Source organism: Thalassospira xianhensis MCCC 1A02616, from assembly GCF_003326475.1.
GTDB lineage: Bacteria > Pseudomonadota > Alphaproteobacteria > Rhodospirillales > Thalassospiraceae > Thalassospira > Thalassospira xianhensis.
The window spans coordinates 46,665-67,090 of sequence record NZ_JPWA01000011.1 but is presented as its reverse complement, the minus strand read 5'-3'; the positions used below and the strand labels follow the sequence as shown (position 1 = coordinate 67,090).

Here is a 20,426-nt window from a genome sequence, read left to right as displayed (position 1 = left end):
CCATGAAATTCACACTCGACTGGCTGAAACAGCATCTTGAAACCGATGCTTCGATCGACGTGATTGCCGAAAAGCTCACCGATGTCGGACTGGAGATCGAAAGTGTCACGGATCGTGCGGCGGCGCTTAGGGATATCCGGGTTGCCTATATCGAAGAAGCGGGCCAGCATCCGGATGCGGATCGCCTGAAATTGTGCCGGGTCAATACCGGTGAAAAAATCATTCAGGTTGTCTGTGGTGCACCCAATGCCCGAACCGGCATCAAGGTTGCCCTGGCTCAACCGGGCGCGATTATCCCGATTGACGGTTCGAAACTCAAACCGGGCAAAATCCGTGGCGTCGAAAGCCAGGGAATGATGTGCTCGACCCGTGAACTTTGCCTTGGCGAAGATCATGACGGCATTATTGAACTACCCGAAGATGCCGAAATCGGTGCGCAGGTCGCAACGGTTCTTGGCGCGGACGATCCGATCATTGAAATCGGTCTGACCCCGAACCGGCCGGATTGCACCGGTGTGCGCGGAATTGCCCGCGATCTGGCCGCTGCCGGCATTGGCACACTAAAGGATGACCCGCGCCAGCAGGCGGTTGCCGGTACTTTTGACAGCCCAGTCGGTGTTTCGATTTCGGCCGATATTGCGCAGAATGCGGCGGTTCCGGCATTCTATGGTCGTTATATCCGCGGTGTTAAAAACGGCGAAAGCCCGGCGTGGCTGAAGGCCCGTCTCGAAGCCATCGGGCTGCGTCCGATTTCGGCACTTGTTGATATTACAAACCTTGTAACGCACGACCTCGCCCGTCCATTGCATGTGTTTGACGCCGACAAGCTGTCGGGTGACATCAATGTCCGCTATGCCACCAATGGCGAGAAAATTGCGGCACTTGATAACAAGGAATACACGCTTTCCGACAGCATGGTCGTTATCGCCGATCAGGCAAGGGCACTTGGTCTTGGTGGTATCATCGGCGGCGAAGAAACCGGTTGTGTTGATGAGACGGTCAATGTGTTCGTTGAATGCGCCCTGTTCGATCCGATCAGTGTCGCAAAGACCGGCCGCAAACTGCAGATCAATTCCGATGCCCGTTACAGGTTCGAGCGCGGTGTCGACCCGCAGTCGATTTCCTGGGGTATCGAGGTTGCGACCCGTCTGATCACCGAGATTTGCGGTGGTGAAGTTTCCCATGTCGTGAAGGCGGGCGAGGTCCCTAATCCTCGCAACAGCTTCGATCTTCGTATTGATCGCATTCGGGAGCTGGGCGGTGTTTCGGTTGACGCCGATCAGGCGATTGCGATTTTGAAATCGCTTGGTTTTGAGGTCAGCGGGGCCGCGCCTGTTATCACGGCGGTTGCACCAACCTGGCGTCCGGATGTCATCGGCGAAGCCGATCTGGTCGAGGAAGTTTTGCGCATTGTCGGATATGACAAAATTCCGACGGTGCCGCTGGAACGTGAAACCAGCCTGCCGGTTCCGGCCCTTAGCCCGTTCCAGAAACGGGTTGGCTTGACCCGTCGGATACTGTCGTCGCGCGGGATGTTTGAGACCGTTACCTGGTCCTTCACCGACTCGCGATGGGCAAAACTGTTTACCGATCTCAAGCCGGGCCTGTTTCTTGCCAATCCGATCAGTTCGGATCTGGATGTGATGCGTCCGAACGTCCTTATAAATCTGATCGCGGCAGTTGGTCGTAACCAGTCGCGCGGTTTTGCCGATCTGGCATTGTTTGAAGCCGGGCCAGAATTCTTTGGTGATCAGCCGGGAGATCAGCGTCTGGTAGCTGCCGGTTTGCGATCAGGGGCAACCACGCCGCGCAGTTGGACCGGTTCGCGCCGTGATGTCGATCTGTTTGATGTTAAGGCAGACGCAGAAGCGCTGCTTGAAGCGCTTGGTACGGCATCGGCCAACGTACAGGTCAATGCCGAAGGGGCACCATCATGGTATCACCCTGGTCGGTCGGCGGCATTGCAGCTGGGCCCGAAAAATGTCCTTGGCTATTTTGGCGAACTGCACCCGAAAGTGTTGAAAGCACTGGGTGTTAAGGGGCGCGTTGTTGCCTTTGAACTGTTTGTTGAAAATGTACCGATGCCCAAGAAAAAGGGAACGGGACGACCTTTGCTGAATGCATCAAGCTTCCAGTCGGTTGAGCGCGACTTTGCCTTCCTTCTGGATGCAAATGTTCAGTCCGAGGCCATCGTCAAGGCAGCCCGCAGTGTCGACCGGAACCTGATTTCGGATGTTACGATCTTTGACCTTTATGCAGGCAAAGGTATCGAGGATGGCAAGAAATCGGTTGCTTTCTCGATCACCCTGCAGCCGACCAAGGCAACCCTGACCGAAGAGGAAATCGACGGGGTTTGCAAGAAGGTTGTTGCCGCTGTCGAAAAGGCAACAGGCGGTTCCCTGCGCGCCTGATGTGCAGTTGAAAGATTATATGAAAAACGGGCTGTCCATTGGATGGCCCGTTTTTTGTGGCAGGGGTGCGAAAAGTGGTTCTTATCCGCCGGGGCGTTTGCGCAGGATGGCAAATTCATCTTCATCAAGGTCGATGGCAATCATGTCCGGACCATTGGTGTATATGCGCCATTCCATGTCAGTATCATCGCATTCGATGTTGAGCTGATCGACCAGGTTGTTCCACGTGCAGCTTTCGCGGTCATCATCGGCGTCAAGTCGACCGGTTCCGTTATCAGAAAGATGCATCACCAGAAGTTCTTCGTCCTCGTCAACGGAATAAACAGCATAAGTTTCGTTGGCGAAACGATAATTGATTTCCGTGCCATTGAGCTGACGCCATCCCCGCGGCAAAGGCGCATTAACATCCCGCTCGGCGAACATATAGGCCAGTTTCTGCATGTGATTGTCGGGCATGGTTCTCATGTCGGAACCGCAGGCAGCTAGCAAAAGGGCTCCGCTTAGTGCGATGGCGATCCGGAAATTAATATCGGTCATATGATGCTCCGTAACGGTCGATGGGCATTCAAGCGGGCAGCTTTTACCGGCCCCGTCCTTCTGCGGATTTTCCAAGCAAGATGCTTGCCATCGGTAATTTTGCGGCAGGCTTGCGGTAGTTCTAGAGCGTTCCCCGCAACGTGAAAATGAACGTTGCCCCGGGATCAGTTATGGGGCGGGAGGTATCAAGCCATATCCTGCCGCCATGCTGTTCGGCAATTTTGCGGCATAAAGAAAGGCCAAGGCCGGTACCGCTGAATTCATCTTTATGCAGGCGCTGAAACAGGCGGAAAATACGCTGAGCATGTTCCGGATGAATGCCAATTCCGTTGTCGCGAACTGAGAAACGCCAAAATCCCGGGGTCTCCGGATCGGGTATGACGCGGATATCAATATGAGGTGGCACACCGGGACGACGGTATTTGATGGCATTCGACAGCAGGTTCTGAAACAGACGTGACAGACTGATGCGATCACCATTGATTACAGGCAGGTCATTATGGGTGATGGTGGCCTGTTCCTGAACAATAATGGCTTTGAGATCGGCCTGGGCTTCATTCAGCACCTGATTGCAGTCGATTTGGGTCATTTCATCGTCGCTGCTACCGGTCTTGGCATATTCCAGCAAATGACTGATCAGTTTATGCATGCGTTTTGCGCCATCGACTGCATAGTCGATATATTCGTCAGCCTCTTGGTCGAGTGACCCACCATAACGACGTTTCAGAAGCTGGGTATAGCTTGCAACCATGCGTAATGGCTGTTGCAAGTCATGGGACGCGACATAGGCGAACTGTTCAAGATCTTCATTGGTGCGTTTGAGCTGATCGAGGGTATCACGCAGCTTGTTCGCATTTTCGACAAACTGGGTTACATCCCGTGCACTGCTGAAGGTCATGCCTTCAAACGGTCCGATGCCGTGCCAGGCAAGCCAGCGATTTTCTCCACGCTGATCGAGGATACGAAAAACCAGTTCGCTTTCCTGAAACTCGCCAGACGCCTGATCCATGAAACTTGCGCGAACCATCTCCCTGTCTTCCGGAAGAAAAAGGGCTTCGAATGGTTTTCCAATCAAATCATAAACCTGCTTGCCAGCGAGTTCGGCCAGTGCCGGGCTCAGACCGCGCAGAATACCATTCGTATCCAGGGCAATAGAAGGTTCCGGCGTATGATGCAGGTAGGTTTCGAACGGATGGCAAAGTTCCTGCTGTGGTGCGGTTTCCAACAACAGGACAGTGACGGTTTCAGCGTCTTCTTCGGTCCGGTGTTGGGCCATCAGATAGAAGCGCTGCATCTGGTCGGCAGATGTGCGTAAATCCACCATGGTGCCGATACGTTTGTCCTGCCACCGGTTTTCGATCAGGGGTGCGCGCAATTGTGCCCTTGATGCGTCGCTAAGCTGCGAAAGGAATGCCTCGGCTGTTGGCTTGATGTCGGCAAAGGCAAGTCCGAGTATTTCCGGCCAGTTAAGCCGGGACGTAAGAGTTCCCGCCGGATCCTTTGTCGACCAGCTTAAAATTGCACAGCCACAATCAGACAGGGTGTTTTCTGAATCGTTGAAATGTTCGGCCAGATCGGCAGCGCGCAAATGCTGTCGTTTCAGACGCTGCCAAAGCCAGACAGAAAGTCCCGCCATAATCAGCAGAACGATCAGAAACAACGATGCGTGAAGCATGATCGCTTCGCGCCAGTTGCCCAATAAAATGTGCCGGGGAATGTAGGTGACAACGATGCGGTCAAGCTGTGGCAGAATACTATATGCCAGCAGCATTACGGTATTGCCATGCATGCATAACAAACTGCCGCGGGAGGCTTTTTGTTTGTCTATTTCATCAAAAAGATCATCAACTAAATGAGGCGGGATGGTGCCATTGATCTGATTGCGGTCATTATCCAGAACGCCAACGGAAAGATCGGGATTTTCATCAATGACGCGTTGCAGGTCGATTGTGCTGTTTTGCGCAAGAACGGCACTCAGATGATAGGTTACGGCCATCATTTGCGCCCGCGCCTGATCAATCGCGCTGTCGTAAAGCGTTTTTTGGATGAAGAAGAAGGAAAACAGCAGGATCACCATGCCGGTCATCGTGAGCGCAGCCAGACGCTTTCGCAGTTTGCTTAACCCGCGTCGGGACAATGACGGCTCGATGGATGTCAGAAACATTGTCTTTGTTGCATCCTTGCCTGATCCTGCCTAACTGCCCCGTGATCAAAGCCTATGTTTTTTTGGTCGGGTTGAAAAGCTTTCAACCGGCAATAATGCGGATGATCTCATATAAAAAATCGCGCGGTGACAGCAACTTGCTCTTGTTCGGGGCATGTTGTTGCCATCAGGAAGGGACGATCATGCAAATTCGGTGCAGGGTGAAGGCGAATTCGCAGAACCGAATTCAAACACAGTGCTTCTAATTGAAGTTAAAAACCCCTATAAACCCGCTGTTGGCGATTGGTTTTTATCGCCAGGACGGCCAAGACGATCCGAAATTGCCGGTATCGCCCGCTTGCTCCGCGGCAGCACAACTTTTACTGCCGTGCCTTTCCAGATGTCGCTGCCTTGTGCAGGGCTGGCTGACCGGGATGGTGCAAACGGCGTGACACCGGCTTTGTGATAAATGATCGATGTGAAATGCGATCAAGTTTTGGCAAAAACCGAACCGAATTTTTGACATAACCATCGCCCAGTGCCAGAAGCAGCCATATGACCGATCTTAAGAACATTCGAAACTTTTCGATTATCGCGCATATCGACCACGGTAAATCGACCCTGGCCGATCGCCTGATTCAGCTTACCGGTGGTCTTACCGATCGCGAGATGTCCGAGCAGGTCCTCGACTCGATGGATATCGAACGCGAACGCGGGATCACTATCAAATCCCAGGCCGTGCGTCTGAAATACACGGCCAAGGATGGTCAGGAATATACCCTGAACCTGATGGATACGCCGGGTCACGTCGATTTCGCCTATGAAGTGTCGCGTTCGCTTGCCGCGTGCGAGGGATCGCTTCTGGTGGTTGATGCCGCCCAGGGCGTCGAAGCGCAGACGCTGGCCAACGTGTATCAGGCGATTGATAACAACCACGAAATCGTGCCTGTTCTGAACAAGGTTGATCTGCCTGCCGCAGAACCGGACCGCGTCAAGGAACAGATCGAAGAAGTGATTGGCATTGACGCCAGTGACGCGCTGATGATTTCGGCCAAAACCGGTCTTGGTGTTCCCGATGTGCTTGAAGCATTGGTGCATCGTTTACCTGCTCCGACGGGTGATCCGGCGGCACCGCTTGAAGTCCTGCTGGTTGATAGCTGGTACGATTCATATCTTGGCGTGATGATTCTGGTGCGTGTCAAAGAAGGCACGTTGAAAAAAGGCCAGAAAATCCGCTTCATGAACGCCAAGGTTACCCACACGGTTGACCGTGTTGGCGTGTTCACGCCCAAGCCGCTTGCGCTTGATGAAATGGGGCCGGGTGAAGTCGGCTTTATCAATTGCGGTATGAAAACCGTTGCCGAATGCGAAGTCGGCGACACGATTACCGAAGAAAAACGTCCCTGCGCAAAACCGCTTGCCGGTTTCAAACCGTCCATTCCGGTAGTGTTCTGTGGCATTTTCCCGGTTGATACCAGCGAATATGATGTGCTTCGCGATGCGCTTGAAAAGCTGCACCTTAACGATGCATCCTTCCAGTTCGAGCCGGAAAACTCGACCGCACTGGGGCTTGGTTTCCGCTGTGGCTTCCTTGGGCTTTTGCATCTTGAAATCATTCAGGAACGTCTTGAACGTGAGTTTGAACTTGATCTGATCACCACGGCACCGTCGGTTTCCTATAAAATCTCGATGACCAAGGGCGAAGATATTCTGCTGCACAACCCGGCGGATTTCCCCGATGTCACCAAGATCAAGGCCATTGAAGAACCCTGGATCAAGGCATCCATCATGGTGCCGGACGAATATCTTGGCGGCATTCTGACGCTTTGCACCGAACGTCGCGGCATTCAGCAGGACCTGACCTATGTCGGGAACCGGGCGATGGCGGTGTACAAACTGCCGCTGAACGAGGTGGTGTTTGATTTCTATGATCGCCTGAAATCGATTTCGCGCGGTTATGCCAGCTTTGATTACGAACTGGCCGGCTACGATGAAAGCGATCTGGTCAAGGTATCCATTCTGGTCAACGAAGAGCCGGTCGATGCGCTTGCATTGATGGTTCACCGGACTGCTGCCGAACATCGGGGCCGCGAGATTTGCAAACGTCTTAAGGACCTTATCCCGCGCCAGATGTTCAAGGTCGCCATTCAGGCCGCCATCGGCGGCAAGGTGATCGCACGTGAAACGGTTTCTGCGATGCGTAAAGACGTGACGGCCAAATGTTATGGCGGTGACGTTTCGCGTAAACGCAAACTTCTGGACAAACAGAAGGCCGGTAAGAAAAAGATGCGCCAGTTCGGCAAGGTCGAAATTCCACAGTCGGCCTTTATCAACGCCCTTAAGATGAGCGACGATAAGTAGAGCGAAATTACGGTATCGAAACAAAGGCTGCATCCCATTGTGGATGCAGCCTTTTTCTTTGAGGGCTTTCGGCAATTCGTGCCATGCGCTATGGATAGGTTCTCATACCGTTTTGTTGCAGGAGCCCGCCATGGATCTTGAAATTCTTCAACGCCAGGAAGCCATCCTTGTCTTTGATCGCTTTGACGAGGAAACGGCGTGGGAAATCGGATCGGCCCTTGTGGCGGTTGCACGGGCACAGAATGTCCCAGTTGTCGTCGACATCCGGACTTCGGATCGCACCCTGTTCCACGCAGCCCTTCTGGGGGCGAAGCCTGCCAACGATTCCTGGGCACGGCGCAAAAGCAATCTGACACTTCGCGAACATCAATCATCAATGCAGTTCGGATTGGCGTTGAAGGCCAAGGGCAAGACACTTGCCGATCACGGGATTGATTTTGCCGATTATGCCGACCACGGCGGCAGTTTTCCGGTTCGCGTCAAAGGCGTTGGTGTGATCGCGGCAATCACCGTATCCGGCCTTGCCTCGCACGAGGATCACGGCATGATCGTTGGCGTTCTGGAAGATTTTCTTGGGGTTTCTGTCTGATCAGATTTGTCCGAGACATATTGTCGTTACTGATTGTTGGTGTCTGGTAACGCGGAATCCTTGGGGCGTGCCTCGGCCCATTTGAGCAATGCATCAAGTGCCGGGCAAAGTGATTGCCCCCACTCACTCATGCTATACTCGACCTTGGGCGGAACCACCGGATAAACCTTGCGTTCGATTATGCCATCGGCTTCAAGCTGGCGAAGCTGCTGGGCAAGCATCTTCTGCGAAATGCCGGGGATCAGTTTTTCCAGATCTGAATAGCGCTGAACCTTGCCACCGAACAGATGGAAAAGAATAATCAGCTTCCATCGGCCTTCGAGCATCTTGAAGATTGTTTCGACATCTGATGCCGCGGTGACCGGGGTGTAGGCTTTGGCCATGCTTGGAACCTGTTAGTTACTTACTTTAAAGTACGTACTTCCCAAAATGTGAGTTTGTTTGAAAAATACCTGTCTGACAAGCAAGCAGACAGGAACAAACGACATGATCAAACTCCCCGAACCGATCACCGCATATTTTGATCCCGCCAATAGCGTTGAGCAGAAGGCGGCGGCTTTCAATGACACTGCAATTGTCGAAGACGAAAACCAACGCCATCAGGGACGACCTGAAATCGGGAAGTGGATGGCGGACGTCAAAGCAAAATACAACTTTGTGGCCGAGCCGATTGACGTTGTTCATGCAGATGAAAAATTTGCCGTGAAAGCCAAGGTCAGCGGTGACTTCCCCAACAGTCCGATTGAGCTTGATTACCGGTTCGAACTTGCGAATGGCAGGATCGAAAAGCTTTTGATCGGCTAATCGACTGCGACTTTTGACGCAATTTTCCCAACAAAACAAGCGACCCGAAAATGTTTCAGCTTCCAGATCCTGCGCAGGAATTTGCGCAAAAACGCATACTCGTGACCGGCGGTACCAAAGGTACAGGAAAAGCCGTTTTTGAACGCATGATGGCGGGTGGCGGAACCCTGCTTACGGCGGCGCGGGGCGAAAAACCCGATGATATCGACAGCGATTGCTATGTGCAGGCGGACCTTTCGACCACGGCCGGCGTCGAAAAACTCGCCGCAACTGCACAAGAACGCATGGGAGGAGTTGATATCCTGATCCACGTTCTGGGTGGGTCGTCAAACCCGTCTGGTGGCTTTGCCGTGATCGACGATGCCGGTTGGGAAAAGGAATTGAACCTTAACCTGATGGCGGCTGTGCGGTTGGATCGGTGTCTGGTGCCCGAAATGATCGCGCGTGGCAGCGGTGTTGTTGTGCATACATCCTCAATTCAGCGGCGTTTGCCGTTATTTGACGCAACAACCGCCTACGCCGCAGCAAAGGCCGCGCTTACGACTTACAGCAAGGTTCTGTCAAAGGAAGTCGGCCCCAAAGGTATTCGGGTCAATGCAGTTGCGCCGGGATGGATTTATACCGATGCCTCAAAGGCGATGGTCGAACGGATTGCAGAAGGCGGCGGTATCAGCCAGGAAGCCGCACGTCAAAGTATCCTGGATGCATTGGGAGGTATTCCATTAGGACGTCCGGCGCAGCCGGAAGAAGTGGCAGAACTGATTGCTTTTCTGGCATCAGATCGGGCGTCGTCGATTCATGGTGCGGAATATACCATTGATGGCGGCACGGTCCCGACCGTCTAGGAAAATACAATGCTGCCCGGTTAGCTGGATTGATCGATATGTTCGATGTCAGGGTCAATTTCGGCAAAGCTCGGTAAGGCCGTACTCATCCACAGATGCTTTTTGGCTTTGAAAGGCGTCGGGTCGTCAAAGCTGCCAAGCCGGAAATCGAGGAAGTCGTTATAGTCGCCGTGCCGCCAGGTAAGGCTTGATCCGCATTTCGGGCAAAAGCCGCGAAACCGGTTGGGCGAACTTTCAAACTCGGCCGGTTTGCCATCCCATTTCAGGGTTGCAGTCGGAAAGGTCACAAAGGTTGAAACGCCTGATCCACTATCCTTGCGGCACATGCCGCAATGGCAGTGGTTGCCGCCCGTTGGCTCGCCCGAAACAGAAAAGCGCACCGTGCCGCACAGACAGCCGCCGGTATGAAGATCGGTGGTTCTGGTGGTGGGCATGGTGCGCTTTTCCTTTTTGATCAGGGCTTATTCCGCTGGAACGCCCGTCGTGGTGGAATATTCGAAATGGAATTCCTTGTCCGGGAACAGGTAGCTGCGCGCGGCATGGATGGCGCTTGCCCCCTCGGCAAAGCCTGACAGGATCAGTTTCAGTTTGTGGTCATAGGTCGCGATATCGCCAATCGCGAAGATGCCCGGAACGGAAGTGGCCATGGTGGCCTGCGTCACACCGATATGGTTGCGATCAAGGTTAAGCCCCCAATCGGCAATCGGACCCAGTTCCATGGCAAGGCCAAAGAACGGCAACAGGTGATCTGCTTCCAGTGCAAGTTCCTCGCCCTTAAGCGTTGCAACGACGACATGGGAAAGCTTGCCATTGTCACCCTTAAGGCTCTTGAGCTGATAGGGAATGACCATCTCGATCTTTCCGGCTTCGGCCAGGGCCTGCAATTTTGCGCTGCTGTCCGGTGCGGCGCGGAATTTCGGGCGACGATGAACAACCATGACCTTTTCGGCGATGTCATGAAGGGAAAGCGCCCAATCAACAGCCGAATCCCCGCCACCGGCAATCACAACCTTCTTACCGGCGAAATCGGCGCGGCGTTTGACGTAATACTGAACGCCGCCGCTGCCTTCGTAATCTTCAAGGCCTTCCATCGGCGGTTTGTTCGGGCCAAAGGCACCGCAACCCGCGGCAATAACAACCGCACCGGCATCAATGGTCGTCCCGACCGAGGTTTCAAGCGTGAAACGACCATCATCACGTTTCTCGAGCTTTGTGACCTGCTGACCGAGATGATAGGTCGGTTCGAACGGGGCGGCCTGTTTGGCAAGCTGATCAATCAGGTCCTGACCGGCAATCTGCGGATGGGCCGGAATATCGAAAATCGGCTTTTCCGGATAAAGCGCGCTGCATTGTCCGCCAACCATATCAAGCGCATCAATAACATGGGTTTTAAGCCCGAGCATTCCGGCTTCGAAAACGGCGAAAAGACCGACAGGGCCGGCGCCAATGATGGCGATATCGGTGCTGTGCGACGCGTCTGACATGTTCATTCCATCCAAATAACATCAGGTCGATAAAGGAGGCGGTAATTCTTTATCCAATCTATACATGTGCGAGATAGCATTTGGGACCCTTTATCGCAACGTAAACCGGCCTTTCTTGCAGGTTGTTTGGCAAACTGCTGCCTGCGTTATCCGATGCATGTAAAATCATTGCGAAGGGTGGGTCCATCACCCTACAACTAGGATCAGAACACAATTATTCGACGGATATCATGAGCAAGACAGTCACTGTCAGTGATCAGAAAGGTACCGAAATCCTTGCCGGACAGCTTGCCGCCCTGGCAAAAGCCGGTGACGTGATCCTGATGCACGGGACGTTGGGGATGGGGAAAAGCGCGTTTTGCCGCGCCTATATCCGCGCGCTTGCCGGTAATCCGCATGAAGAAGTTCCAAGTCCGACCTTCACGCTGGTTCAGGTTTATGAACTTGATCCGGTCCCGGTCTGGCATTTCGATCTTTACCGACTTTCCGATCCCGAAGAAATCCACGAACTTGATATCGAGGATGCCTTTGCCGATGGTGTCAGTCTGATTGAATGGCCTGATAGGTTGGAATATCTGACGCCGCAAGACCGGCTTGATATTCATATCGAACCCGGATCGAATCCTGATGCGCGCGTTTTTCAATTGGTCCCGCATGGCAAGGATTGGGAAAAACGCATTGCAAATCTGCCGGGGGGCGCATCATGACCGCGATCGGACGTCAGGATGCCATCGACAGATTTCTGCGCGACAATGGCTGGGCTGATATTCAACCCGTCGCACTGGTTGATGATGCATCGGCGCGTAAATATTACCGTCTGGATAATGGGCGGCAGACCGCCCTTCTGATGGATTTTCCGCCGGACGCGATCAGTGTCGATCCGCACGGTATTTATGAAAACCCGGAACGTCCGGCTTCGGTCACGCCGGTTATTGCAACGACATCACTGCTTTCGCAAGCGGGTTGGCGTATCCCCGCGATATATGCAAGCGATGTTGCGCTTGGCCTTGTCCTGATCGAGGATTTTGGCGATCTGACCTTTACCCGCGCACTTGATCTGAGCGAAGCCTCCAAACCGGCACTTTATCTGCGTGCGGTGGATCAGCTCATCACCCTGCACCAATATTGTGATACCCGGTTTGAAAGTGCGGATTCCGGGCTGGTCCGATACGGACCAGACAATTTCAAGCGCATGCTGCAAAGCTTTAAGGCCGATTATTTGCCATTGATCGTGACGGATGTTGCAAAGCGCAGCCGTGCCATTAGCGAGTTTGATGCCATGCTTGAGGTCGTGTTGCCGAACTGCTGGAAATCCGGCGAGGTGATCATTCACCGTGATTATCACGTTGATAATCTGATGCTGGTTGAAAATGACGAGGGCGGCGAAGATTGCGGCATCATTGATTTTCAGGACGCAGCAATTGCCCCGCGGCCCTATGATCTGGTGTCGCTTTTGCGCGATGTACGTCATGATATTGGTGTCGAACTTGAAAACAGCCTGAAGGATCGATACTACGCCGCTTTTGAAAATCTTGATCGTTCTGATTTCGAAATGTCTTATGCAGCCTGCAATATGGTAAGGAATTTCAGGATATTGGGCCGGTTTGGCTGGTTGGCGATCAAGGCAGGCAAGCGACGGTATTTCGATTTCATCCCGCGGTGCTGGGAATTGATCCTGCGCGATGCAGACCGAAATCTGCCTGAACTAGCCGCATGGATTGGACATCATATCCCGGCTGAGGCACGAATGGCCCCGTCACTTTTAAGCCGACAGCAATCGTCCGAACAGGGGGCATCCTGATGAGTGATAAGAACGCAAAGGCGCAAGCAATGGTCCTGGCTGCCGGGCTTGGCAAACGCATGCGTCCGATCACCGATCATATGCCAAAGCCGCTGGTGCCGGTTGCTGGTAAGCCGATGCTCGATCATGTACTGGATAAGCTGGCTTTGGCGGGTTTTGATCAGGCGGTGGTCAACAGCCATTATCTGGGTCAGATGATTGTAGACCACGTCGCCACCCGGACCCTGCCGCGGGTTCTTTGTTTGCCCGAGGAAGACTTGCTTGAAACAGGCGGTGGGGTGAAAAAGGCCCTGCCAATGTTGGATGATCAGGCCGTGCTGGTTGCCAATGCGGATGTTTTCTGGACCGAGGGGACGGAGCCGCTTTTTGATCGCCTGACAGAGGCATTCGATCCGGATCATATGGATGCGTTGCTTGCGATCTATCCGGTCGAAGGGGCGTTTGGTTATGACGGTGCGGGTGATTTCTTCTGGCAGGTCGATGGCCGGTTGAAGCGTCGTGGCGATGCTGCGTCTGCCCCGTATTTCTTTACCGGTGTTCAAATCCTGTCGCCGAAGCTGTTTGAAAATACTCCTGATGGCGCGTTTTCATCAAATCTGGTTTACGACAAGGCATTGGCATCGGGGCGCTGCTTTGGTCTGGTCCATGACGGGGATTATTTCCATATCGGCACGCCAGAAGCATTGGCCGATGCTGAAATCGTCATCGCAGAAGCTTTGGCGGATGAAGGTGCCGCCAGAATGGCCAAAGCAGCCAAAGCCGGGGGCGGCTGATGGCGGATCTGTTCGATTATATGGACGCCGCCGATACCTTTGCCGCACCGGCGGCACAGCCGGAAAACCTGTTTTATATCCCGCCCGGTGCCCCCTTTGCCGATCTGATTGCAAAACAGCTGATTGCCGAAACGGCCAGCCAGCCCGTTGCCTTGTCCGACTATGTCCTGATGGTACCCAATCGCCGTTCGGCCAAGGTGATGCGCGATGCGTTTCTGCGTCAATCGAATGGGGCGGTGACGATGCTGCCAACCATCCGCGCGCTGGGCGAGGCAGACGAGGATGAACTGGCAATCTATGGTGCCGGTGGGGAGCAGGCAGCCCTTGATCTGCCGCCATCCATTCCGGATTTACAACGAAAATTGCTGTTAACCCGCCTGATCATGAACCGGCCCGATCACAAGGGCGATAAGCCAACCGCGGATCAGGCCGCCCGTCTTGCGGGCGAACTGGCGCGGTTTCTTGATCAGGTGCAGACCGAAAATTGCAAATTTGATGATCTTAAGGGGCTGGTGCCTGCCGAATTTGCCGAACATTGGCAATTGACGCTGGAATTCCTGCAAATCCTCACCTTGCACTGGCCCGCCATTCTCGAAACCTATCAGGTCAGCGACCGGGCCATGCGCCGCAATGCCCTGATTGCCGCCCAGATCACGCTTTGGCGCGAAAACCCGCCCGCGACACCAATTATTGTCGCAGGCTCAACCGGCCCGTTTCCGGCATTGCGCGATCTGATGAGCGCGGTTTTGAACATGCCGCATGGTCGTGTGGTCCTGCCGGGCCTGATGACGGGTTTGGCGCGGGATGACTGGCAGGCGATTGGCGAGGATGCCACCCATCCGCAACATCTTTTGGGTACGACATTGCGTCATATCGGGCGTGATCCGGCGACGGTTCTGCTTTGGCCCTCGGTCCCGGCGGCGAACCCCGCGCAGGAAGAACGTCGGCGTTTGGCCCGCGAAGCTCTGCGCCCGGCGCAAACCACCGATCAGTGGCGCCATGTTGGTAATTTTGCACCTGATGTGCTTGACGGTGTGCTGCGTGTCGATTGTTCCGGCGCCCGCGAAGAGGCCGCTACAATTGCCCTTCTGATGCGTGATGCACTTGAAGTGCCGGGCAAGACATGCGCACTGGTAACACCGGATCGGGGACTGGCAAGACGCGTGGCAACCGAACTTCGCCGCTGGGAGGTTGAGGTTGATGACTCGGCCGGTATCCCCTTGCATGACACTGCACCTGCCATTTATCTGCGCCTTGTCGTGCGTGCGGTGCAGGAACAGTTTGCCCCGGTGCCCTTGCTGGAGCTTCTCAAACATCCGCTAAGTGCGGCAGGGTTGCCGCCCGAACAGTTCCGTGTCCTGACCCGTCAGATGGAACAATATGTTTTGCGCGGCGCACGTCCCGGTCCGGGTTTGGACGGATTGCAGGTGGCGCTGGATGGTTGGCGTGACGAGACGATTGATCGCATCACCGCGTCTGGTGCGGATAATGCGACCCCGCGGATTGAACGTCTCCGTGATGATCATGCACGGCTTTCCGACCTGATCGCGCGGTTTGAAACCTGTTTGGCACCGTTGCTTGATCTGATGGATGAAAAATCGATCTCACCGGTTGGTGCCTTGCGCTGTCACATTCAGACTGCCGAGGCCTTAGCGGCAAGCGATGTGCAGGACGGGGCGGAGCGCCTATGGCGCGGCGAAGCGGGCGAGGCCCTTGCCGATTTTGTCCATGAACTGCTTCAGGCATTAACCGATTTCGTCCCCATGCCGGGTATCCGGTACGCGGCCTTTCTGGATGCCTTGATGGCAGAGCGTGCCGTTCGTCCGAAATTTGGCAAACATCCGCGCCTGTTTATCTGGGGAACGGTCGAAGCCCAGATGCAACAGGCCGATCTGACCATTCTGGGTGGATTGAACGAAGGTGTCTGGCCCCCCGAAGCCGGTGCCGATCCGTGGATGAGCCGTCCGATGCGGCGCAATTTTGGCTTGCCTGCGCCAGAACATCGCGTTGGTCAGTCGGCCCATGATTTTCAGCAGCTATTTTGTGCACCAGACGTTGTGATGACCCGTGCCTTGCGCGTTGAAGGCACGCCGACCGTGCCGTCCCGCTGGTTGTTACGGATTGAAAACATTCTTCGGAAGTCGGGCGTTTCAATGGAGAAACCCGACGCCCATGCATGGCGTGCGATGGCCGATCTGCTCGATGAACCGCGCGATGACATGCGCCGCAAAATTGGCCGACCCGCGCCGACGCCACCGGTTTCGGCCCGGCCGCAGCGCTTGTCGGTTACCCAGATTGAAACATGGATGCGTGATCCATATGCGATCTATGCCCGGCATATCCTTGGTTTGCGCAAACTCGATGGCGTGGATGAAGATCCCGGTGCAGCGGATTACGGCAATCTTATCCATGATGCCCTTGATCAGTTTATTTCGAAATATCCCGATCATCTGCCACCGGATGGCGAACATCAATTGATCATGATCGGACGTGAAGTGTTCAAGCCGCTTGCTGCCCGTCCGGGTCTTTGGGCGTTCTGGTGGCCGCGGTTCGAACGGATTGCCCGCTGGTTCATCCAGACGGAGGCCGCCCGCCGTGATCATGTGCGCAAATCCTATACCGAACAATCCGGTACGCTGGAAACCGCGACAGGGTTCGAAGTCTATGCCCGGGCGGACCGGATTGACGTGCTGCGCGATGGCGGGATCGCGATCATTGACTACAAAACCGGGATGCCGCCGAGCCAAGCCGATGTTGCCAGTGGCTTCGCTCCGCAATTGCCGCTTGAAGCCGCCATTGCGCAGGATGGCGGATTTAAGGATGTTCCGGCTGGTCCACCGGCTTCCATGGCGTTCTGGAAACTTTCCGGCGGTGATCCGGCGGGTGAAATCCGCGAAATTGACACCAAACGCATGAAAACCACGCCGGCAGAACTGGCGCGTGATGCGGTTGCGGGGGTGAATGTGTTGGCCAAGGCCTTCGCAGATGAAAAAACGCCTTATCTCAGTGTGCCGCACCCGGATCATGCGCCGAAATATTCCGATTACGTCCATCTGGCGCGTCTTCGCGAATGGATGGGCAGCGAGGATGTCGAGACGGCGGACGGCAACGAGAACAAGGATGGTGACGCATGACCGAAATTCGCGGCACCGATCCCAATATCCTGCAACGCAATGCGTCCGATCCGATGGCGTCGGTCTGGGTGTCGGCATCGGCCGGGGCCGGCAAGACCAAGGTTCTGTCGGATCGGGTACTGCGCCTGATGCTGTCGGGGACCGAGCCCCATCGCATCCTATGCCTGACCTTTACCAAGGCCGCCGCGGCGGAAATGGCCAACCGCGTCAATGAACGGCTGGGTCATTGGGCCACCATGGAAGATCGTGAACTTCATGACGATCTTTTCAATCTGGCCGGAACCGCACCCAGTGGCGATGAAACGCGTCGCGCGCGTCGCCTGTTTGCATCGGTTCTTGATGCGCCGGGCGGGATGAAAATCCAGACGATCCATGCTTTTTGTCAGTCATTATTGCGCCGCTTCCCGCTCGAAGCCGGGCTGGCACCGCATTTTGAAATCATGGATGACCGCACCGCGGCCGAAACCATGGCCGACGTTCAGGAAGAAGTACTGGCCTTTGCCCGAAATGGCCGGGACGACGATCTGGCGGATGCCCTGTCGGTCGTGACCGGACAGGTCCGCGAAGGTGCCTTTGGCGAAGTCATGGGGGAACTGGCGCGTGAACGTGGCCGTTTGAAACGCATGTTGGCCCATCATGGTGGTGCAAACCGGATGCGTGATGCGGTTTATGCAGCCCTTGGCGTTCCGGTCGGGCAGGACGAAGATGCAGTATTGCGCAAGGCCCTGTCTGATGATGCGTTTGACCGCGATGGCCTGATGCGCGGCTTGGCTGCGTTGGAGGCCGGGACCAAAATAGATCAGGACCGCGTCCCTGCACTTGCCCAGTTTCTTGAAAAAACCGGTATCGAGGATCGGCTGGCGGTATTTTCCGATTATCGCGGTGTCTTCTTTACCGCGGCGGGCGAACCACGCGCCAAGCTGATTACGAAAAAGGCCGCCGAAAATCACCCGATGGGGGCCGATGCGCTGGAAGCGGAATGCGCGCGCCTGATCGAAGTCGACCGATTGCGCAAGGCCGCAGCCCTGGCCGGGGCGACGGCGGCCCTGATCAGCATCGGCAATGCGATGCTGGATCGCTATGCGGCCAAAAAGGCCCTGCATGCCCGCCTTGATTATGATGATCTGATCCTGACCAGCCTGCGGTTATTGCAACAACAGGCCGGGATTGCCGGGTGGGTGTTGTTCAAACTGGACGAAGGTCTTGATCATATCCTTATTGACGAGGCACAGGACACCAACCCCGAACAATGGGAAGTGGTGCGCATTCTGGCCGAGGAATTCTTTGCCGGTGCCGGGCAACATGATGAAAAGCCACGCACAATCTTTGCCGTTGGGGATGCGAAACAGTCGATTTACAGCTTCCAGCGCGCAGATCCCGAAAAATTCACCCAGATGCGGGCCTATTTCCGCGAACGGGCACGCGAAATCGAAGCCGAATGGCGCGAAGTCCCGATGAACATATCCTTCCGTTCGACCGATGCGGTTTTGGGCACGGTGGACCGGGTCTTTGCCGGGATGATCGCAAAGCAGGGTGTCGGCGATGATGGTGCTGATGTCAGCCACAGCCCGTTCCGCGTCGGGCAGGCCGGCCGGATTGAATTATGGCCCGCGGTCGAACCGCAGGAACGTGACGCCGAAGACCCATGGACGCCACCAACCCGCATCGTGCGCCTTGAAGACCCGGAAATCAGACTGGCGCGAGTCATTGCCGGGCGTATCCGCCATGCCATCGATACGGGCGAGAAACTGATATCGCGTGATCGTCCAGTACGGGCGGGTGATTTCATGATCCTGGTGCGGCGTCGTACCGCCTTTGTCGACGAGGTCGTCAAGGCGTTAAAGGAACGCAATGTCCCGGTCGCCGGTGTTGACCGCATGCAGATCACCGATCAGCTTGCCGTGATGGACCTGATCGCCTTTGGCCGGTTCCTTTTGATGCCCGAAGACGACCTGACGTTGGCCGAGGTCCTCAAAAGCCCGCTGATCGGGTTTGACGATGATCAGCTATTTGCAATCGCCCATAACCGTCCGCGTACTCTTTGGCTGGCTTTGCGCGAAAAGGCAGGCAGTGATAATGCCGATCCGGCTTTCCTTTCGGCCTATCAATTCCTGTCGAAATGGCTGGGACGTGTGGACTACGAACGTCCGTTCGAACTGTTTGCCGAACTTCTGGGCGGGCGCGGTGATGATGCGCGTGGGGTGCGGGCACGTCTGGTCGGGCGGCTCGGGATCGAAGCAAACGACCCGATTGACGAATTCCTTAACCTCGCGATGGGATACGAAGCCGATCACGCCCCGACCTTGCAGGGGTTCCTGCACTGGCTGATGGCGGGCGATGCCGAAATCAAGCGTGACCTTGAACAAAGCGGGCGTGACGAGGTCCGGATCATGACGGTGCATGGGGCCAAGGGCCTGCAGGCGCCCATCGTGTTCCTGCCCGATACCATGCAGGTGCCGACTCAGGCCCCCAACCTGTTCTGGCAGGAAGATCGCGACCTGATGTATTGGCTGCCGCGTGTGGCACTGGAAACCGATGTGGTGTCCCGCCTGCGTGATGGTATCGCGATCAAGCGCGATCAGGAATATAATCGCCTGCTGTATGTGGCCCTGACCCGTGCCGAGGACCGGCTTTATATCTGCGGCTGGCAGGGCAAGCGCAAGGCACCCGATCATTGCTGGTACAATCTGTGCCAGCAGGCGATGGAGGGCTACGCCCGGTCCGAGCCGTTTGATTTTTCCGATTTTTCCGGGTCCGGCTGGGCCGGTGATGGCTGGGTATGGGAAACCGATCAGCGCGAAGCACCCCGGGCCGACAAGGTCGAAACCGCAATCGGTGCGACAGATTTGCCCAAACGGACCCTGATTCGCGATATCGCCCCGATCGAGGCCTTTCCGCCCAAGCCACTGGCACCCAGCCGCCCGCTGGAAGAAGAACCGTCTGTGCAATCGCCATTGGGCGGGGATCAGGGTCAAAGCTTCAAACGCGGGCTTCTGATCCACAAACTGCTTGAATTGCTGCCGGATCTGCCTGAAGCCAAAAGGCGGGCAGCTACCGAACGGTTCCTTGCCCAGCCGGTTCATGCGCTTGATGCAGACCAGCAGCGCGAAATCACCAATGAAACAATCGCGATTTTTGAAAATCCCGAATTTGCACCTGTTTTTGATGCCGGATCAAAGGCCGAGGTGCCGCTGGTCGGGATCGTCGGCGGGGACGTCGTTTCCGCCCAGATTGACCGTCTGGTTGTGCGTGAAAACGAGGTCATGATCGTTGATTTTAAAACAAATCGTCCGCCCCCGCGCGATGTCGAGGGGACACCACGTGCCTATCGTCGGCAGATGTCGATTTACCGGGCCGCATTAAGCCAGATGTATCCGGACAAACGCATTCGCTGTTTCATCCTTTGGACCAATGGACCATGGATGGTAGAGCTGCCCGAACACATCATGAGACTGTAACGCGCTTGACGTTTGCGTCAGTGCTGCCTACCTTTGCCTCCATACAGCGGATCGAGGTGAGCGGTTTACCCCACTTGGCCTCGTAA

15 protein-coding genes are annotated in these 20,426 nt (G+C 55.3%); 10 read left to right on the top strand and 5 right to left on the bottom strand.

The window, feature by feature from the left end:
- Positions 1-2 precede the first annotated feature (2 nt).
- Positions 3-2,411: a phenylalanine--tRNA ligase subunit beta gene (pheT, locus tag TH5_RS10840; RefSeq protein ID WP_114121881.1), complete on the top strand. Its 2,409-nt coding sequence runs from the start codon at positions 3-5 to the stop codon at positions 2,409-2,411.
- A gap of 81 nt (positions 2,412-2,492) precedes the next feature.
- Here the strand turns inward: pheT and TH5_RS10835 are convergent, their stop codons facing one another.
- Both TH5_RS10835 and TH5_RS10830 read right to left on the bottom strand, forming a co-directional pair.
- Positions 2,493-2,948, bottom strand: coding sequence for a hypothetical protein (locus TH5_RS10835; RefSeq protein ID WP_114121937.1), 456 nt, complete (start codon positions 2,946-2,948; stop codon positions 2,493-2,495).
- Positions 2,949-3,069: 121 nt separating this feature from the next.
- Positions 3,070-5,112 carry a sensor histidine kinase gene (locus TH5_RS10830; RefSeq protein WP_114121880.1) on the bottom strand — a complete coding sequence of 681 codons (2,043 nt, stop codon included), beginning with the start codon at positions 5,110-5,112 and terminating at the stop codon, positions 3,070-3,072.
- Positions 5,113-5,646: 534 nt separating this feature from the next.
- Between TH5_RS10830 and lepA the strand changes: the two genes are divergently transcribed.
- Together lepA and TH5_RS10815 are read left to right on the top strand one after the other, a co-directional pair.
- Complete coding sequence (gene lepA, locus TH5_RS10820) at positions 5,647-7,452, top strand: translation elongation factor 4 (protein ID WP_114121878.1); 1,806 nt, start codon at positions 5,647-5,649, stop codon at positions 7,450-7,452.
- Between the two features lie 130 nt (positions 7,453-7,582).
- Positions 7,583-8,041 (top strand): heme-degrading domain-containing protein, encoded by a 459-nt coding sequence (locus TH5_RS10815; protein WP_114121877.1) that lies wholly within the window; start codon positions 7,583-7,585, stop codon positions 8,039-8,041.
- Positions 8,042-8,067: 26 nt separating this feature from the next.
- Here TH5_RS10815 and TH5_RS10810 read toward each other — a convergent pair whose 3' ends face one another.
- Positions 8,068-8,424: a winged helix-turn-helix transcriptional regulator gene (locus TH5_RS10810; RefSeq protein WP_114121876.1), complete on the bottom strand. Its 357-nt coding sequence runs from the start codon at positions 8,422-8,424 to the stop codon at positions 8,068-8,070.
- Positions 8,425-8,527: 103 nt separating this feature from the next.
- On the opposite strand from TH5_RS10810, the gene TH5_RS10805 reads away from it, so the two are divergent.
- Both TH5_RS10805 and TH5_RS10800 read left to right on the top strand, forming a co-directional pair.
- Positions 8,528-8,845, top strand: a complete 318-nt coding sequence (locus TH5_RS10805; protein ID WP_147250094.1) for a nuclear transport factor 2 family protein — start codon at positions 8,528-8,530, stop codon at positions 8,843-8,845.
- A gap of 50 nt (positions 8,846-8,895) precedes the next feature.
- Positions 8,896-9,690 carry an SDR family oxidoreductase gene (locus tag TH5_RS10800; RefSeq protein ID WP_114121874.1) on the top strand — a complete coding sequence of 265 codons (795 nt, stop codon included), beginning with the start codon at positions 8,896-8,898 and terminating at the stop codon, positions 9,688-9,690.
- 20 nt (positions 9,691-9,710) lie between these two features.
- Here TH5_RS10800 and TH5_RS10795 read toward each other — a convergent pair whose 3' ends face one another.
- Together TH5_RS10795 and TH5_RS10790 are read right to left on the bottom strand one after the other, a co-directional pair.
- Positions 9,711-10,124 (bottom strand): GFA family protein, encoded by a 414-nt coding sequence (locus TH5_RS10795; protein ID WP_114121873.1) that lies wholly within the window; start codon positions 10,122-10,124, stop codon positions 9,711-9,713.
- A gap of 27 nt (positions 10,125-10,151) precedes the next feature.
- Entirely contained in the window at positions 10,152-11,174 is a 1,023-nt protein-coding gene (locus TH5_RS10790; RefSeq protein ID WP_208638439.1) for an NAD(P)/FAD-dependent oxidoreductase, read from the bottom strand.
- A gap of 230 nt (positions 11,175-11,404) precedes the next feature.
- Between TH5_RS10790 and tsaE the strand changes: the two genes are divergently transcribed.
- From tsaE to addA, 5 genes are read left to right on the top strand one after another with little or no spacing between them, the layout of a single operon-like run.
- Complete coding sequence (gene tsaE, locus TH5_RS10785) at positions 11,405-11,881, top strand: tRNA (adenosine(37)-N6)-threonylcarbamoyltransferase complex ATPase subunit type 1 TsaE (RefSeq protein ID WP_114121936.1); 477 nt, start codon at positions 11,405-11,407, stop codon at positions 11,879-11,881.
- Entirely contained in the window at positions 11,878-12,975 is a 1,098-nt protein-coding gene (locus tag TH5_RS10780) for an aminoglycoside phosphotransferase family protein (protein WP_114121871.1), read from the top strand. Before tsaE ends, TH5_RS10780 begins: the two co-directional genes overlap by 4 nt.
- Positions 12,975-13,748 (top strand): nucleotidyltransferase family protein, encoded by a 774-nt coding sequence (locus tag TH5_RS10775; RefSeq protein ID WP_114121870.1) that lies wholly within the window; start codon positions 12,975-12,977, stop codon positions 13,746-13,748. The genes TH5_RS10780 and TH5_RS10775 overlap by 1 nt, the downstream gene beginning before the upstream one ends.
- Positions 13,748-16,882, top strand: a complete 3,135-nt coding sequence (gene addB / locus TH5_RS10770; RefSeq protein ID WP_114121869.1) for a double-strand break repair protein AddB — start codon at positions 13,748-13,750, stop codon at positions 16,880-16,882. The genes TH5_RS10775 and addB overlap by 1 nt, the downstream gene beginning before the upstream one ends.
- On the top strand, positions 16,879-20,340 hold the full coding sequence (gene addA, locus TH5_RS10765) for a double-strand break repair helicase AddA (RefSeq protein WP_114121868.1): 3,462 nt from the start codon (positions 16,879-16,881) through the stop codon (positions 20,338-20,340). Before addB ends, addA begins: the two co-directional genes overlap by 4 nt.
- Positions 20,341-20,426 lie beyond the last annotated feature (86 nt).

What these genes read in the sequence shown, in the direction of transcription:
- pheT (WP_114121881.1), top strand. Translation starts at nt 3, where the DNA reads ATGAAATTCACACTCGACTGGCTGAAACAGCATCTTGAAACCGATGCT.
- TH5_RS10835 (WP_114121937.1), bottom strand. Translation starts at nt 2,948, where the DNA reads ATGACCGATATTAATTTCCGGATCGCCATCGCACTAAGCGGAGCCCTT.
- TH5_RS10830 (WP_114121880.1), bottom strand. Translation starts at nt 5,112, where the DNA reads ATGTTTCTGACATCCATCGAGCCGTCATTGTCCCGACGCGGGTTAAGC.
- lepA (WP_114121878.1), top strand. Translation starts at nt 5,647, where the DNA reads ATGACCGATCTTAAGAACATTCGAAACTTTTCGATTATCGCGCATATC.
- TH5_RS10815 (WP_114121877.1), top strand. Translation starts at nt 7,583, where the DNA reads ATGGATCTTGAAATTCTTCAACGCCAGGAAGCCATCCTTGTCTTTGAT.
- TH5_RS10810 (WP_114121876.1), bottom strand. Translation starts at nt 8,424, where the DNA reads ATGGCCAAAGCCTACACCCCGGTCACCGCGGCATCAGATGTCGAAACA.
- TH5_RS10805 (WP_147250094.1), top strand. Translation starts at nt 8,528, where the DNA reads ATGATCAAACTCCCCGAACCGATCACCGCATATTTTGATCCCGCCAAT.
- TH5_RS10800 (WP_114121874.1), top strand. Translation starts at nt 8,896, where the DNA reads ATGTTTCAGCTTCCAGATCCTGCGCAGGAATTTGCGCAAAAACGCATA.
- TH5_RS10795 (WP_114121873.1), bottom strand. Translation starts at nt 10,124, where the DNA reads ATGCCCACCACCAGAACCACCGATCTTCATACCGGCGGCTGTCTGTGC.
- TH5_RS10790 (WP_208638439.1), bottom strand. Translation starts at nt 11,174, where the DNA reads ATGTCAGACGCGTCGCACAGCACCGATATCGCCATCATTGGCGCCGGC.
- tsaE (WP_114121936.1), top strand. Translation starts at nt 11,405, where the DNA reads ATGAGCAAGACAGTCACTGTCAGTGATCAGAAAGGTACCGAAATCCTT.
- TH5_RS10780 (WP_114121871.1), top strand. Translation starts at nt 11,878, where the DNA reads ATGACCGCGATCGGACGTCAGGATGCCATCGACAGATTTCTGCGCGAC.
- TH5_RS10775 (WP_114121870.1), top strand. Translation starts at nt 12,975, where the DNA reads ATGAGTGATAAGAACGCAAAGGCGCAAGCAATGGTCCTGGCTGCCGGG.
- addB (WP_114121869.1), top strand. Translation starts at nt 13,748, where the DNA reads ATGGCGGATCTGTTCGATTATATGGACGCCGCCGATACCTTTGCCGCA.
- addA (WP_114121868.1), top strand. Translation starts at nt 16,879, where the DNA reads ATGACCGAAATTCGCGGCACCGATCCCAATATCCTGCAACGCAATGCG.